The sequence below is a fragment of the Frigidibacter oleivorans genome, from assembly GCF_003993775.1.
Classification (GTDB): domain Bacteria; phylum Pseudomonadota; class Alphaproteobacteria; order Rhodobacterales; family Rhodobacteraceae; genus Frigidibacter; species Frigidibacter oleivorans.
Map to the genome: position 1 here is coordinate 86521 of NZ_RJRZ01000005.1, position 14711 is coordinate 101231.

Here is a 14711-nt window from a genome sequence, read left to right on the forward strand (position 1 = left end):
GTCGCCACCTCCAGTCTGACCTTGAGGTTTGCAGACGCGGGATGAGCAACGCAGTTTGTTCTGATGCTGCGACCGCGACCAGCTAATTGGTCCCGCATCGCTACCACAGATCGTGTATTTTGCTGCAAGACTGACTGAACGACTGCTTCTCGGAGTGCCGCTCCACAGCATTGGTCGGGGCCGACCGGCGGGTAAGGGCCGAAAACGACGGAACCCGGCGGGTTTCCCCGCCGGGCCCGAGGGGGAGACCCCGTTCTTTTCAGAACGGGATCTCGTCGTCGCGGTCGACCAGCTCGGGGTTTTCGTTCTCGGCCGACTTCGGGCGGCTCAGGAAGTCGACCTTCTCGGCGATGATCTCGCAGCCGTAGCGGTCAGTGCCGGTGGCGTCGGTCCATTTGGTGTAGTGGATGCGCCCGTGAACGAGGGCCTTCATGCCCTTTTCGCAATGCTCTGCGACGGTCTTGCCGAGACCGTTGAAGCAGGTGATGCGGTGCCATTCGGTATCCATGACCCGGTAGCCGTTCTCGTCGCGCATCACGCGACCTTCCGAGAGGCGCGGCCGCGAGGTGGCCAGGGTGAAGTTGGTGATCTTCGTGCCGCTTTGGGTCGAGCGCACTTCGGGCTTTTGACCGATGTTGCCGGCGAGGATGACGATGTTCTGCATGCTAAGCTCCTGTGTTTCCTGTCCCTGGGACCGTCCCTTCGACAAGACCCGAAAAAAGCCTGTCGGCTGAGGCGTGCACGGGAGACGGAACGTCGACCGGAAACCTCCAGAGGGCCGGGGTGGAGCGGGCAGCCCTGAAAGGGCAACACGGCCCGGACTGACGCGGGGTTGCGCGCCAGAGGCCGAACAGGCTTAGGGGATTGTCAGTCGAAGGGATGGCACCGGGGATGGGAGCGACCTGGGCTCTCGCAGAACTCGGCCTTCCTGGCCATGGCAACGGGGTTGAAGCATTTGCGAAACCGCTGACCCGGCAGCTCAAGCCAACCACACCCCCCTGCCCTATCGCGGTGACCTCCCTGGGAGTTGCGATGTTTCGCCCTGACGGCTATCCCGGATGCATCATTCAGGACACAAGGGCCCAATGGCTGATTTCAATCTCGAGGCACTGTCGCTCAAGGAACTGCGGCAATTGCAGAAGGACCTCGCCAAGGCGATTTCCACCTATGAGGACCGTCACAAGGCCGAAGCCCGCACCAAGCTGGAAGCAATCGTCAAAGAGATGGGCTACTCCCTCGCCGAGCTGATCGGTATTGAGGTGAAAGCCACCCGTGCGCCGGCCCTCGCGAAGTACAGGCACCCTGAGAACGCGGCCCTCACCTGGTCGGGCCGTGGCCGGAAACCGCAGTGGTTCGCAGACCACATCAACTCCGGCAAGGACCCGAGCGCTCTGGCAGTCTGACGGAGTTGGGTGACCCCGCCCGGGCGAAGCATGGCCAAGTTAAGGAAACCGGTTTTTGCTGACACGACTGTTCGATCATGTTAGAAAAACGACGATTTCTTAACACGACGCGGAGCGCATGTTAAAGCCGACCTATGCCATTCCTGCCCTGCCACCCCCGGCCGAGATCGAGACCGTTCCGGTGCTGAAGGCGCTCGCGGGAGCGAGCCGCGCGCTTGCGGATCTGAAAGGTCAGGCGAAGACCATTCCGAACCAAGGCATCCTGATCGATACCCTAGCGCTTCAGGAAGCCAAGGCTTCGTCGGAAGTCGAAAACATCGTCACTACGCAGGATGAACTGTTTCAGGCGGATGTTTTCCCTGACGATCCGCAGTCCCCTGCGGCAAAGGAAGTGGCGCTGTATCGCGACGCTCTGCGGCTCGGATACGCACGCTTGGGCGAAACCGGCGGCCTCATCCCGAATTCGGCCCTGATCGACATGTTCCGCTTGCTGAAGGACCGCAGCGATGGATTTCGCGTGACACCGGGCACTGCCCTCAAGAACGAGCAAACAGGGGAGATCGTCTTCGTTCCGCCCCAGGACGCGAACGAAATTGTCCGCCACATGACGGCGCTCGAACGGTTCATCAACGACGATGAACTCAGCGATCTCGATCCGCTCATCAAGATGGCTTTGATCCATCATCAGTTCGAAAGCATCCACCCGTTTCCGGATGGGAACGGACGGATCGGGCGCATCCTGAACGTACTTTATCTCACCAGAACGGGGTTGCTCGACATCCCGGTGCTCTACCTGTCGCGGTTCATCACCCGTAACAAAGCGGACTACTACAGGCACCTTCAGGCGGTGCGCGACACGGGCGAATGGGAACCCTGGGTCATTTACATGCTGCAGGCCGTTGCAGAGACTTCTGCCACAACCGTCGAGATTGTCACCGGCATCCGACAGCAAATGGCGGACGTGAAGCATCGCCTACGTGAGAACTTGCCGAAGATGTACAGCCAGGAACTTCTGAACAACTTGTTTCGCCATCCCTACACCCGGATCGAATATCTGCAGAACGATCTGGATGTCAGTCGGCAGACGGCCGCGAAGTATCTCGATACTTTGGCTGAGCAGGGCTTTGTCGAAAAGCACCGCTCTGGAAAGCACAACTACTTCATCAACGTCGCCCTGGTGAAACTCTTCCTCGACGTTTCGGGCGGACCGTAAACTCGACACCGGGCGTTCGGCTCCTTGGGCAGTCGTGCCGACCTCCGCGTCGCCTCAAATTTCCGGGCCAACGAGAGGTCTGAAAGCCGAACGGCCCGGATCGGGGCCCCTGCCCCGATGCCGAGTCTCGGGAGAAACAGTGGGCATTATGCCCACGGGTCGACCTCAGCGACCACTTGAACCTCGTCGCCGTCGATTTCATCGGCGGGGACGGCGCCGAAGGTTCCATCCCCTGCCTGGAAGACAACGATCGAGACCATGAGCGTGGCGGCGAGGGAGGCGGCGAAGGCGTGTGCATCTTTGCGGGACATCTGTTTGGCTCCTGTCTTGGAGGCGGGGGACCATCCCCCGCGCGACAGGACCCCGCAGGCCCGAAGACTGGCTGACATCACCGGGTGCGTTCGGCTCGTCCGAATCCACCCGGCGGCACGGGCTTGCCCGTAGTCCGACCCCTCGCGGGTTGATCTCGAAGACGGGATTCGGGGCAAGGAAGGGAATGGCGAGCGGGGGATGGTGCCCCAACGTCAGGAGCCGATTGTTCCGTTGATGCGTGGAACGCCGCCGGCCTCCCGGCCAGGCTCTTCGTTGAAGACCTCCTTCTTGGGAGATGGATCCTTTGGCGCCCCGCGGCATCGCGGGACGAAGGTGCGATCGGTGAGAGGCCCGCCCTTCGGCAGGCCCCTCACACAATCTCAGGGCTCAGGCGGCCAGGTCCGCGCCCCCTGCCCTATCGCCGTCCTCGGCGCCAACGATTTCGAGCCGTGCGTTGCGATAGCCCTCTCGCGCGATCCAGAGCTCGGCCGCAGTGACGGACTCCGCCAGATGCAGCAATTCAGTGTTGCCCCCGAAGTCGAGGAGCACACGCACCTGCCCGGCCTTCGGTACCTCGGCCACTTCGAAGATCAGACGGCTGTCGGCCGAATGACTGCGCATGATCGTGACGAGAATGACCCCGTCCGAGGAGAAGTTTCCTTCATGCAGCGTGAAAGAGGCAGGTGCCGTCCAGGTCGGATAGACCCGGGGCGGCTCCTTCTTCACGAGACGACCCACGCCGTTCGAGTGCTCCCAGGCGGCAAGCTTCTTGGTGAAACGTGCCGGCGGCCTGAGACTGCCGTCGGTGTAGCGAATAAGCGCCCCGAGGGGGGCTGTGTCGATGATGGTTGTTGCAGACATGATTCCTCATCCTGAATGCGAGCTCTTGCATTCATCATATTGATATTGCTGTGTTTTGTAAGAGAAGGGGCGGGTTTCCCCGCCCCCGCATGCCTCAGATCACTCTGCGGCCATCATCGACGCGGCGCTTTCCGGCAGACCGGCCGTCAGAAAGGCGGGAAGATCGACTTCCTCGGCCTGACCCGCGTCCTCCCCCTGCCCTTCTGCGATTACCTCGCCATCGCCTGCCGCCAGATCGACCCGGCGCAGGACCTCGGGCAACCAGCCGCTGCCCTTGAGGAGCCGCTCGGCCTCGGTCGCCATCTCGCCCTTTTTCAGGTGATCGAGAAGCTGCGCAGTCCCCTCCCCCTTCGCCTCGCGAACAGCCTCGAGGATCCGGGCCTTGGGCACGCGGTTAAGGTAGCCATCGACCGTCGGCTCCCAGCCTGCTTCGACCATGTCAAGATCGACCGCCCGGGCCACGAGATCGGCATGCGCCATGCGACGAGTCAGACCGCTGGCGGAGATGCCAGCCCCATAGGGGTTCACCTTCTCATGGAGCGCGTTGATCCCGAAGCTGAGGCAATGCGCCAGAAGGGCGAGACGGCTGCCCTGGTCGAGAGCCGTCAGATAGTCCCAGAGCGCCGCATCATCGCCGAGGGGCAGAGCGGCCTCCCAGGCTGCGTGACGCTCATCGACCAGTTTGGCCACGGTGCTGTCCTTCAGATCGGGTGCCTGCGCCGACATGTAGACGTGACGCACCGAAGCCTCGAGACAGCTGCCCGTGGCAGAGGAGGTGCGGAAGGTATCCGTCACCACCTTCAGGAGCAGAAGCGTCAGAGCAACATCCGGCGAACGCCCGATGGCCTCACGCAGCGCGAGGGTCCGATGGGCGGTCAGCTCCGTGACCAGCCGCTCGGGCAGCGGCTTTAGCGCACCGTCATCTTCCTCATCGGACGCATCCGCGCCGACCGGCTGACCGCCCGAGGTGATGACGGTGCCCCCGGCGGAGGTCGCCGACGGGTTCCAACTGGAAACACCAGCATCACCCCCCTGCCCCATGGCATCCGGACCATCGCCATCCTGGACCGCGGTCTTCTCGCGCGGCTCATCCTCGGGCCGGACATAGCCGCGATAGATCGCAAGGCTGCCGTCCCGATCCAGCGTCACAAAGACGCCAGCGCGCGCAACTTCGGCCAGATCGTAGATCAGCGGCCGCTGTTCGAGCGCTTCCATGGCCATCTCGAGTTGCCCGAGCCGGGCATCGATCTCCACGGGATATTCGTCCTGACCAGAGTATTCCTCTTCCAGCGCCCGATACTCTGCGAGGAGCACAGCGTGGGCCGCGCTTTCCTCGTCGGTCATCGGGGCGGGATCACCGGCCAGACGCCGCAGACCGTGGCTGTAGCCATAGGGCAGGTCGGTCGCGACCTCGATCCACTTCCAGCCCTCGACGACCAGCGCCTCGGCTTCCGCCTGAAGCTTCTCGGCCACCAACCGGTCGAGCAGGGCAGGGTCCTCGAGCCAGCCACCGTCATCGCCCTGGAAGAGATCGCGCAGGACGACACCGCCCGCCGCCTCATAGGCATCGACACCGACGAAGACCGCGCGACGATCGGAGGCCCGGACAGAGGTCTCGGTAAGCATACGCCGGATGGCGTAGGGCTCCTTGTTCCAGGAGTTCTTCACCGCATCCCAGACCTGCGCCTGACGCGCATGATCGGGGTTCACGGTGAAGGCCATCAGCTGTTCCAGCGTCATGCCATCCTCGGCATAGACCTCGAGCAGGGCAGGGGCCACGGACGCGAGTTTCAGGCGCTGCTTGACGATCTGCGGCGTGACGAAGAAGGCCGCCGCGATCGCTTCCTCGCCCTGACCCTTTTCACGCAAGGCCTGAAACGCGCGGAACTGGTCGAGCGGATGCAGGGCGACGCGCTGCATATTCTCTGCCAGCGAGTCGTCCTCGGCCAGAATCTCCGACGCAGCATCCCGCACGATGCAGGGGATCGGCGCGGTCTTCGCGAGTCGCTTCTGCTTCACCAGCAGTGACAGTGCCTGGAAGCGACGGCCGCCGGCCGGGATCTCGAACATCCCGGTCTCGACACCATCGGCATCGACTACGGGCCGCACGTTCAGGCTCTGCAGGAGCCCGCGCCGCGCGATGTCCTCGGCCAGCTCTTCCACCGAAACGCCCGCCTTGATGCGCCGCACGTTGGACTGGCTCAGCACGAGCTTGTCGAAGGGGATGTCCCGTGAGGGGGACAGGGTGATTTTCTGAGCTGCTTTCGCCATCAGATCTTCTCCACAACGGTCGCCGGAAGCCACTCTCCCGATCTCACTTCCCGTCACCCTTCAAACCCCCAACCTTTCCCTCTCTACGTTCATCGTCGCGCGACCCGTCCGACAGTTCACAGCTGTGAACTGTCTCGAGCGTGACAAGAGTTCACAGCTGTGAACATCATGCCGCGGTTCGTCGCGACATCAGTGCCATGACCATCGGCCCGCAGGAGAACTCGCCCGCCGCCGCCTTCGATGTCAGCGCACGGAGGTATCCGCCGGGCGATCTAATGTGAGCAAAGCGTTCCAGCATGGCGACAACAACGATCGAGGCCTGTTCGGGGCCCATGAACCGTTGCGCTTCTTCCCAAGCGGACGCACTGATGCCCATGGCGGGCCGTACATGGCAAGCCGCGTCGAAAAGCTGATGCCAGTGGCGGATATCGCCCTGGTAGAAGGTTTTGAGCGACGGGCAGCCCGCGATCACCAGATGAAGCGGGATCTTTGGCACGCGTCTTGTGTCTGCTTCTTCCAGGTCAGCAAATGGCACATCCGTTTCAACATCTGGCGCGCCGGCCGCCGCCCCGCCTTTTTCTAAGGCAGGTTCAAGATCTATAGATTCTTCATTTGAATTATGATGATGACGCTCAAAACTGGCACCATTGGTGTTCATTTCTTCTGTTTCAGGACCGTCAATGACGTTGCGAGCATGGTCGAGAAGGGCCTCGAGGTCTGCTCGGTATGCCGAAAGCTCCTCGATCGCGAGCTTGCGGCGGAGGGCGCGGGCAATGAGGGCCGCCTTGTCGCGTAGCTGATCCCATAGGCCAAGGCCTGGCTGGATATCCTCTCCAAACTCCGCAAGAGCAGCGAGATCGCGCCGCATGAGGCTCACGACCTCGCGCAGTCGCCGCACACGACCCTCTACCTCACGCACGGCCTCTGCGGCCCGTGCCACCTCTTCGGACCGGCAGTAGAGTGGCGAGAGATCAAAGCCGAAAGCCACGCGCCCATCGCCATGCTTGCGGACATACCTCTTCCCGTTGGGGCTATCGCGACGCATCAGCAAGCCTGCCTCGACCAGGCGGGCCAGGTGACGGCGCATCGTGGAGCAGGGCATGCCATTCAGCCGCTCGCAGATCGCCTTGTTGGACGGGAAGACGACCATCTCGGCGTTCCCGCCAAGCGCATCATCGGGAAAGAAGCTGAGAAGCCCCTGCAGGACGGTCAGATCGCGCTCAGTAACCCCAAAGGCGGCCTGCGCCTTCGAAAGCTCGCGAAGGAGCTCCCACTTGTTGACAGGCTTGCCTGGAACAGACGCCTCAGGCCGCTCGACCACGCGCAGATGGGCGTGCGAGATCGGCCGCATAAACGGCGAAATCGGTGTGTACTCCATGATGTCAGTTCACGAAGGCAAAGAAAGACTGCGCCGCGAATCACATATGACTTGCGGTTTGCGCGCTGGCCCACTACCTTGAAGGTGCTAAGATCAAAGTTGGGGTCTCGTGGAGCGCAAGCTTTGCGGGACCTTTTCTTTAGCCTGTACCGTGCCTCCTTCTTGTTGCTGCTCTACCTCTCTTCATGTCTCGCGTTTCCAGCGATCATGAAGCTCTTCGAGGACGTCCTGCGCACGGGCGTCGAGCCACTGTGCAAAGGCATCGTCCACATCCGTTAGGTCCAGCCTGACTGCCCGAGCCGACCTCTTGATGGCTCCCACAGGTGCGCCATCGATCAAAAGGGGCGTCGCTTTTGGTCTCGGCCTCCTGTCAAGAGAAGGACCACTGGTCCTCCTCACATGACGGACAACGGCCTCAAATGCCGCGACCGAAGGATCAACCTGGGGCTCCTCGTCGGCCGGTACGCCTGCGGCTGCTTTGCCACGGGCATCAATCGCAACCCGGCACAGCTCGTCCATGCCCATGCCGGCGTTGGAAAGTTCCTTCGCCAAGGATTCCCATCTGGGGCGCCCGATTCCATGAGCCGGTCCGATCGCATGGGCCAAGGCAGTCCCGATCGCCTTGGCAACCGAGATCGACATCGAAACCGCAGAACGGGTCACGTTCAGCACTTCGGCAATCTGAGCCTGCGAACCAAAGCCGTTGTCGAGCAGCTCCTGGGCAAAGAGGGAGCGTTCGATGTAACTGAGGTCGCGCCGTCCGGTGTTCTCGGAAACCTGGGCGCGCAACGCGGCCGTATCGTCCAGGTTCGCGATAAGCGCTCGAACCTTCTTGACCTTGTCGGAGGCACGAATGGCCTCAAGACGTCGGCGTCCATAGACAAGGAGATAGCGATTGGTCTCGGTCGGGTGGCGCCTTACGAGAATGGGGACGGTCTGGCCGTTCTGCTCTATCGAGGCGCGTAGATCATGCACATCCTTGGGGTCGAGGCGATCTGAATACCTTTCGTCCTCGATCTCAACCGGATCGAGTTCCCAGACATGGTGAGCATCCACGGCATCGCGCGCAGAGCGGAGCGCCCGATTACTTGACATCATGCTGCCCGGGGGAGGGGGCGTGCCCGCCGCCGCCAAACTGTCGAGCATGGACATGCGCTTTTTCTTGCTGTCGGTCATCAGCGCCCCCACGTCTTCTGGATGAGCTGGGCGATCTCATCGTTGACGGCATTCAGGCTTTCGATTGCCCGGTCATAGGTAGTCCGGGTGAAGGCGCTCCGCTCGACTTCGTACAGGGTCTGCTTCGTCAGGCCGGCATCCGAGATGGCCGTCGACTTGAGCATCGGAGCGTTTAATACCTTGTCTCCGTACATCGTCCGCAGGAAGGCGACGATGCGGTTCTGTGGCGCGTCCGTCGGCTCATAGCGGGTCAACAGATAGCGCATCCAGTCATGCGACATGTCGGCTCCACTGTCGGCGATGACATCCATGAGGTCGGCTGTCATCCTGAGGAACTGGCTCATCGACATCACGTCGAGCATCTCGGGATGGATCGTCACAAGAACGCCTGTCGCGGCCGACAGTGCGGACATAGTCAAGAACCCAAGTTGCGGAGGACAGTCGATGACGACGACGTCATACCGATCATCGACCTGTGCCAGCGCCTCCTTCACACGGAAGAAGAACAAGCCCGCGTTGCCACGAGAAAGAGCCCGGGGCGTTTCGTGCTCGAACTCCATGAGTTCGAGGTTTCCAGGAATCAGATCCAAGTTTGGTATGTAGGTCTTGCGGATGACCTCTGCGATCGGAACCGGGTCTTCGTAGCGGATCGCATCGTAGAGTGTGCCACCATCACGTAGGTCGAATTCTGGCTGAACCCCGTGCAAGGCCGTAAGCGAAGCCTGCGGATCAAGGTCGATTGCCAGGACACGGTACCCCTTGAGGGCCAACCGCTGCGCAAGATGCGCCGAGGAGGTTGTCTTGCCGCTGCCACCCTTGAAGTTCATCACGCCGATGATCTGAAGATGATCCCCAGCGCGGCGACCAGGCAGATAGTCTCCCGGCTTGCGAGCCGTTTTCTCCAACAGGACCCGCAAGTTATGGATATCTTCGGCCGAGTAATGCCGCCGGTTCCCCGATGAGACCTCTGGCGACGGCCCCTTGCCATCAAGGTGAAGTTTCCTGAGGTATGAGTCGTTGACGCCCAGCAGTGCAGCAGCTTCCCCAGAGGTGAATTTGCGCATAGTCTTCGAAGCGTCGGGCGGGAACAGGCTCTCACGTTGCGAATGCAATTGCGCCGCCAACAACTCGGAGTGCTGGCGGATCACAGCGTTCAGGTCTTCTGGTGTATCGGCTCTGCTCATCTACCCTCGCGCGTCCGTGGCGTGTTCACGGATTTCGGCGTTTAGTCGCCCTTTTCCGTGACTATTGCCGGAGGACTCAGATTCGTGCAAGCACTTTCTAAATCTGGTGTCAGCCACTGCGCGACGCACAAGAGTAGCCCAAGCAGCGGACAGGCTTGCCCATGTAGCTAGTGTGATATACATTACTGATCGTATATCCACGCAGGAGGCCACGATGCAGGTCGCAAAATGGGGCAACTCGCTCGCCGTCCGCTTGCCCGCGGAGCTTGTCCGGGAGCTTGGCCTCAAGGAAGGCGATCAGATCGATCTGGTCAAGGACGACGGCCAGGTCAGAGTCCGTCGTCTGGCGCGCGCGGATGAGGTGCTGACGGGCCTGCGCCGCTTCCGGGGCAAGCTGCCCGCTGCAGAGCGCCTGAGCCGCGATGACGCGCATGAGCGCTGAGTTCGCGGACACGAATGTCGTTCTTTACCTGCTCGACGATGGCCCAAAGGCCGATCGCGCCGAGATTATCCTGGGGCAGGGGCCCCGGATCAGCGTTCAGGTCCTAAACGAGACGCTGGTGAACTGTCGCCGCAAGGCTGGCCTAAGCTGGGAAGAAGCAGGGGCGTTTCTCGAAGGAGTGCGTGCTTTGTGCCCCGTCGAAGACCTGACCCTCCAGACCCATGACGTCGGCCGTGCCTTGGCGGAACGCTACGGCTTCTCGATCTACGACGCGATGATCGTGGCCAGCGCTTTGGTTGCGGGCTGCACCACGCTGTGGAGCGAGGACATGCAAGATGGCCTGCTGGTCGAAGGCCAGCTTCGCATCATCAACCCCTTTGCGTGAGCAGAGAGTTTCTGAGCATGGCGGTGGCCAAAGCCTTGTAATCCTTCCATGTCGTGGAGAATTTGCAAGGTATCTCGACTACGCAAGCAGCCCCAGCCTCTCAGCCCTCTCCAGCAGCATCTTCACCGAGGAGGGCTGCCAGCTTGTCCGCCCGCGGGGCGTACGCTCGCGCATCGCGTCCAGTCGAGTGCAGATCGCCTGAAGTGTGATGTCGGGGTCCGCGCCCTTGATGGCGGCGACGATGGCGGGCAGGCGGTCGTCGGTTTCGCGGCGGCCGGCGCGGTCCAGTACCGTGGGCGGTAGGAAGCCGTCCCGCACATAGGCGTTGACTGCGCGCAAAAGGCGGCTTTGCGTCCATTGGCGCTCGCGGGGCAGGGGGCCGTTGACGATGCGCAGCACGTCTTCCCAGGCCATGTCGGGCCGCAGGCGTCGCACATGGGGCACCCAGTCCTGCGCCGTCTCGTTCAGCCGTTCCATGTAGCCGTCCTGTCGCGCCAGCCGCACCTTGCGCAGCGCCGCGGGATCGCGGGCGCGCAGACCCGGGTTGCCACCGATCCGCCCCTTGCTACGCGCCGAGGCCAGCCCCGCCTTGGTGCGTTCGCGGATCAGGGCACGCTCGAACTCGGCTGCGGCGCCGAGGACCTGGAGGGTGAACTTACCCTGTGGGGAGGACGTGTCGATCGGATCAGTGAGCGAGCGGAAGAAGGCACCCTTTGCCTCCAGTCGCTCGATCACCTCCAGCAGGTGCGAAAGCGACCGCGCCAGGCGGTCGATGCGCACGACGACCAGCGTGTCGCCTTTGCCGATCCGTTCCAGCACGCGGGCCAGCACGGGCCGTGCGCGATTGCCGCCCGAGGCCTGCTCCTCGTGAATCTCGACGCAGCCCGCTGACTTCAGGGCCTGCGACTGGGGCAGGGGGGTCTGATCCTCGGTCGAGACGCGCGCGTAACCGATCAGGGGCATCAAAACGGGCCGTTTGCAGTTTCATGTAGCGCTAATAAACGACCGTTTGTAAACGGATGCAAGGGCGCTCTCTATTGCTGAGGTCAGCGAAATGCCCTTGGTTTCCTAGGGCTGCGCGCGATCAGAGAGATCTCGCAGGCATTCGCGCGCGCGTGCCATATAAGGAGTGCAGACGCACCCCAAGAAAACCCTTGGGTAAAGTGCAAAACGTGCGTATTTTGCACATATGAAGCCTCAAGCATCTGCTCTACATGATAGTTTTGATGACCCTCTGACCGGGGTGGAAGAGGCCGAGGAGAGATCGGAAGACGATTTGTGGTTCCTGCCCGGTCCGATCGAAGACGAGCCCGACGATCTGCCGCCCGGCCCCAGAGCCGAACCCCGCGCGACGGCGGTTCTTGATGACTGGCGGAAGGCCGAGGCGGGTCATGCCGCGCGGCTCGCCCGCGTCGCGGGGCGGATTGGCGCTCTGGACGAACGATTGAAGCGTGGGCCTGAGGGCTGGCGCCACAGGCTCGCCCTGATCGAAGCAGCCGACCTAAGCTGGTTCGCAGGCGACCGCATCGGGCCGGATCGACTGGCGCTCTGGATCGCCCTGCGCCTGTCTGGAGTTCAAGACGACACGGCCGCCTTGGCACGCGTCGGATGGGCGGTGCGACGCCTGACGGGAGGGCCAAGGCCGGAGGTGGACCTGGCCGCTTTTGTGGATCGCCGTGACCCTGAAAACTTGGCGAATGAGGCGGAGTCCTTCGCGGATCGTGCGGGGGGTTGGCTGGACGTGATGGCGCAAGCTGCTGATCTCCACCCGATCAGCCGCGCCTGCATGGGGTTCCACCTTTGGAGTTTGGCGGGTCTCGGGCAGCACGGAGACCGTGTGGAAGCGGCTGTAACGGCCGCGCGGATTGCGACCAGCGAGGGCAGGGGAGCGATATTTGTCCCTCTCGCCATGGGCGGGGCAGGGGGGCTGCGCGCCGGTGGTACAGCCGCTGACCGACTGGTGCGATGGTTCGACGGGATGGAGTCGGCAAGCCGGACCGCGATGCGGCACCTCGACGACATCGAGGCTTGGTCAGCGCGGTCCGAAACCGAGATGGCCACGCTCTCGGGCAGGACACCCCCAGCCTTGCGCGCGGTGCTGACCGAATGGCCTCTTGTATCCGCCCCAATGGCTGAGGTGCTGACCGGCGCCAGCCGCGCCGCCGTCCAGCGCAACCTCGCCTGGATGGAGACGCGGGGTCTAATCCGCGAGGTGACGGGGCAGGGGCGGTATCGGATGTGGCGCGCTGCGAATTGACAGCCCTTCACAGGCGTGGGGTGTCAGCCGTCCGGAAAAAAGTTGTCCTCAACATGCATCGTGCGGTTCAGGATGTGAAGGACGATGATCGGATCACCGCAAGACTGGAGCGCATGCGTCGTTCCGACTGCTCTGTCAACGGGTATCAACAGCTTCTGCGACAGCAGTAGGTTGCTCCCGCCCGTCTTCCGGCATCAATCTGAAGAGAAGGGATGCGAGAGCAAGCCAACCGATCAGGCTCAGGCCGAGTACCCGGGCACTGTAGAGCGCGGCCAAATCCGGAGGAATGACCGGGACGGAAGCAGGTGGCTGCGGTGCCCCGAGAAGGTGGGGGGCCACCATCAAGGCAAGCCCTGCGAGACGCCCAGGCCAGGACTTGACCCCACTGGCGAGGAAAAGCCCCGCCACCGTCGCCGCCGCCGACATGACCCACCACATTTGCCTGTCCGACAGATCAGCGGCCAGCATGCCTGGCAACTCCGGTGGCAGTCCCAAGCTGGGTGACAGGGCGAAAGCAGCGAAGCCGGAAAGGGCGAGCGCGGGTGCAGAAATGCTGTGTGGACCCCACAGGGCACGGTGTGTTGCAAGAGCAGCTCCCGCGACCAGGCCAAAGCCTGACCAGGTCAAGACCAAAGTCAGGACCGTCAGGCCGTTTCGCACGACGATACCAACCTCTTCGTCAGCGTCGTCGGCATCGTGCGCAGGCAGGACAGGATCGCCACTCGATCCCGAGGGGTCATCTTGCGCCACCCCCATCAGGACAAGTTCGCCGGTCTCGTATCGCTCGGCTTCGATGATGAGTGGCTGGATCAGAAAAAACTGCAGAAAGGCAACCGCGAGACCTGTAATAGCACCCGCAATCACCCCGCCGGACAACAGGGATCTCGTCATGTCAGCGAACTCGATCTGTCAGTGACAGGGAAAGCCAGTGGCGTGGCGGGTATCATGTGTTGCGGCATGCAGCGCATCTGAAGAGGCAAAACCTGCCGCAAAGATGAGAAACGTACCAAGGACAGCACTGGTCAGGATGGGCCGAACCAGACCTGCGTGCTGTACGGACGCGGTGGAAAGAGTGGTGGCAGACATGAAGTTTCTCCGCCCGTCACACCCGACGGGATTGGGGTTAAGCCTCCTGTCTGGCCGGTCTCCTGGCTCACGGTCACTGCAACCCTTCGCCTTCCCGGGCAGTTGCCCAGTGGCATATCGAAGGGCCACTACCGCATACAGTCGCGGGGGCGGCTGAGGCGTCGGGTGCCGCTATTGGGTCCACCCTTCCTCATTCCCGATTGAGTTCGGGGACTCTGCATCCCATGAACACCAAACAAGATCACGATCATGCGCAGGCCGTAGAATGTCAATGCGCTTGAAGCCCGGCAGCCTTTTCGGAGCGGGACGCGGGAGTTCGTTCATCCTGGCCACCATTACTGCCTTGATCGGGGCCATTCACGAGGTCTGCTAGGATCGGACAGTCCGGGCGGTGATCGCCGCAGCACGCATCCGCCAGATGGCGAAGCGTGTCCATCATTGCCTGCATTTCACGAATTCGAACTTCAAGACCGGCGATCTGCTCAAGTGCAATCTGTTTCACATCGGCGCTCTGCCGTGAACGATCCTGCCAGAGCGCCAGCAACTCCTCGATCTTCTCGACGGAGAAGCCCAGATCCCGCGCCCTTCGGATGAAGCGCAGAAGCTGAACATCGGTCATCGTATAGACGCGATATCCTGCAACCGTCCTTCCTGCTGCCGGAATGAGTCCGATCGACTCATAGTAGCGGATCATTTTGGCAGAAACGCCCGAAGATTTTGAAGCTTCACCGATGTTCATCTCA

16 protein-coding genes and 1 riboswitch are annotated in these 14711 nt (G+C 62.2%); of the genes, 5 read left to right on the top strand and 11 right to left on the bottom strand.

Annotated features, from left to right (window positions below):
• Nucleotides 1-259: 259 nt before the first annotated feature.
• Nucleotides 260-664, bottom strand: coding sequence for a single-stranded DNA-binding protein (locus EEY80_RS08855; RefSeq protein WP_126976227.1), 405 nt, complete (start codon nucleotides 662-664; stop codon nucleotides 260-262).
• A 421-nt stretch (nucleotides 665-1085) separates the two neighbouring features.
• Between EEY80_RS08855 and EEY80_RS08860 the strand changes: the two genes are divergently transcribed.
• Both EEY80_RS08860 and EEY80_RS08865 read left to right on the top strand, forming a co-directional pair.
• Complete coding sequence (locus EEY80_RS08860) at nucleotides 1086-1403, top strand: H-NS histone family protein (protein ID WP_126976228.1); 318 nt, start codon at nucleotides 1086-1088, stop codon at nucleotides 1401-1403.
• Between the two features lie 118 nt (nucleotides 1404-1521).
• Nucleotides 1522-2616, top strand: a complete 1095-nt coding sequence (locus tag EEY80_RS08865) for a Fic family protein (protein WP_126976229.1) — start codon at nucleotides 1522-1524, stop codon at nucleotides 2614-2616.
• Between the two features lie 146 nt (nucleotides 2617-2762).
• Here the strand turns inward: EEY80_RS08865 and EEY80_RS20075 are convergent, their stop codons facing one another.
• From EEY80_RS20075 to repA, 6 genes are all read right to left on the bottom strand, one after another.
• The gene (locus EEY80_RS20075) at nucleotides 2763-2927 is read right to left on the bottom strand and encodes a hypothetical protein (protein WP_018001789.1); all 165 of its coding nucleotides are present in this window, start codon (nucleotides 2925-2927) and stop codon (nucleotides 2763-2765) included.
• 388 nt (nucleotides 2928-3315) lie between these two features.
• Nucleotides 3316-3789, bottom strand: coding sequence for a hypothetical protein (locus EEY80_RS08870; RefSeq protein WP_126976230.1), 474 nt, complete (start codon nucleotides 3787-3789; stop codon nucleotides 3316-3318).
• 99 nt (nucleotides 3790-3888) lie between these two features.
• Nucleotides 3889-6060 (bottom strand): ParB/RepB/Spo0J family partition protein, encoded by a 2172-nt coding sequence (locus EEY80_RS08875; RefSeq protein ID WP_126976231.1) that lies wholly within the window; start codon nucleotides 6058-6060, stop codon nucleotides 3889-3891.
• Nucleotides 6061-6226: 166 nt separating this feature from the next.
• Nucleotides 6227-7438 carry a plasmid replication protein RepC gene (gene repC, locus EEY80_RS08880; protein ID WP_126976232.1) on the bottom strand — a complete coding sequence of 404 codons (1212 nt, stop codon included), beginning with the start codon at nucleotides 7436-7438 and terminating at the stop codon, nucleotides 6227-6229.
• A gap of 183 nt (nucleotides 7439-7621) precedes the next feature.
• Nucleotides 7622-8614 carry a plasmid partitioning protein RepB gene (gene repB / locus EEY80_RS08885; protein WP_018065895.1) on the bottom strand — a complete coding sequence of 331 codons (993 nt, stop codon included), beginning with the start codon at nucleotides 8612-8614 and terminating at the stop codon, nucleotides 7622-7624.
• Nucleotides 8614-9798, bottom strand: coding sequence for a plasmid partitioning protein RepA (gene repA / locus EEY80_RS08890; RefSeq protein WP_126976233.1), 1185 nt, complete (start codon nucleotides 9796-9798; stop codon nucleotides 8614-8616). The genes repB and repA overlap by 1 nt, the downstream gene beginning before the upstream one ends.
• Before the next feature lie 214 nt (nucleotides 9799-10012).
• On the opposite strand from repA, the gene EEY80_RS08895 reads away from it, so the two are divergent.
• Nucleotides 10013-10240: an AbrB/MazE/SpoVT family DNA-binding domain-containing protein gene (locus EEY80_RS08895; protein WP_018065893.1), complete on the top strand. Its 228-nt coding sequence runs from the start codon at nucleotides 10013-10015 to the stop codon at nucleotides 10238-10240.
• Nucleotides 10230-10625 carry a PIN domain-containing protein gene (locus EEY80_RS08900; RefSeq protein WP_018065892.1) on the top strand — a complete coding sequence of 132 codons (396 nt, stop codon included), beginning with the start codon at nucleotides 10230-10232 and terminating at the stop codon, nucleotides 10623-10625. Before EEY80_RS08895 ends, EEY80_RS08900 begins: the two co-directional genes overlap by 11 nt.
• A 78-nt stretch (nucleotides 10626-10703) precedes the next feature.
• Here EEY80_RS08900 and EEY80_RS08905 read toward each other — a convergent pair whose 3' ends face one another.
• Nucleotides 10704-11588: a recombinase family protein gene (locus EEY80_RS08905; protein WP_126976234.1), complete on the bottom strand. Its 885-nt coding sequence runs from the start codon at nucleotides 11586-11588 to the stop codon at nucleotides 10704-10706.
• A gap of 226 nt (nucleotides 11589-11814) precedes the next feature.
• Here EEY80_RS08905 and EEY80_RS08910 point away from each other — a divergent pair, with 226 nt between their 5' ends.
• A complete protein-coding gene (locus tag EEY80_RS08910; protein WP_164738204.1) occupies nucleotides 11815-12882 on the top strand; it encodes a hypothetical protein in 1068 nt (355 codons plus the stop codon).
• Between the two features lie 135 nt (nucleotides 12883-13017).
• Here the strand turns inward: EEY80_RS08910 and EEY80_RS08915 are convergent, their stop codons facing one another.
• From EEY80_RS08915 to cueR, 3 genes are all read right to left on the bottom strand, one after another.
• Nucleotides 13018-13773, bottom strand: a complete 756-nt coding sequence (locus EEY80_RS08915; protein ID WP_126976235.1) for a CbtA family protein — start codon at nucleotides 13771-13773, stop codon at nucleotides 13018-13020.
• A gap of 18 nt (nucleotides 13774-13791) precedes the next feature.
• On the bottom strand, nucleotides 13792-13968 hold the full coding sequence (locus tag EEY80_RS08920; RefSeq protein WP_126976236.1) for a CbtB domain-containing protein: 177 nt from the start codon (nucleotides 13966-13968) through the stop codon (nucleotides 13792-13794).
• 35 nt (nucleotides 13969-14003) lie between these two features.
• Nucleotides 14004-14219: riboswitch (cobalamin riboswitch) on the bottom strand.
• 17 nt (nucleotides 14220-14236) lie between these two features.
• Nucleotides 14237-14707, bottom strand: coding sequence for a Cu(I)-responsive transcriptional regulator (gene cueR / locus EEY80_RS08925; RefSeq protein ID WP_126976237.1), 471 nt, complete (start codon nucleotides 14705-14707; stop codon nucleotides 14237-14239).
• Between the last annotated feature and the right edge of the window lie 4 nt (nucleotides 14708-14711).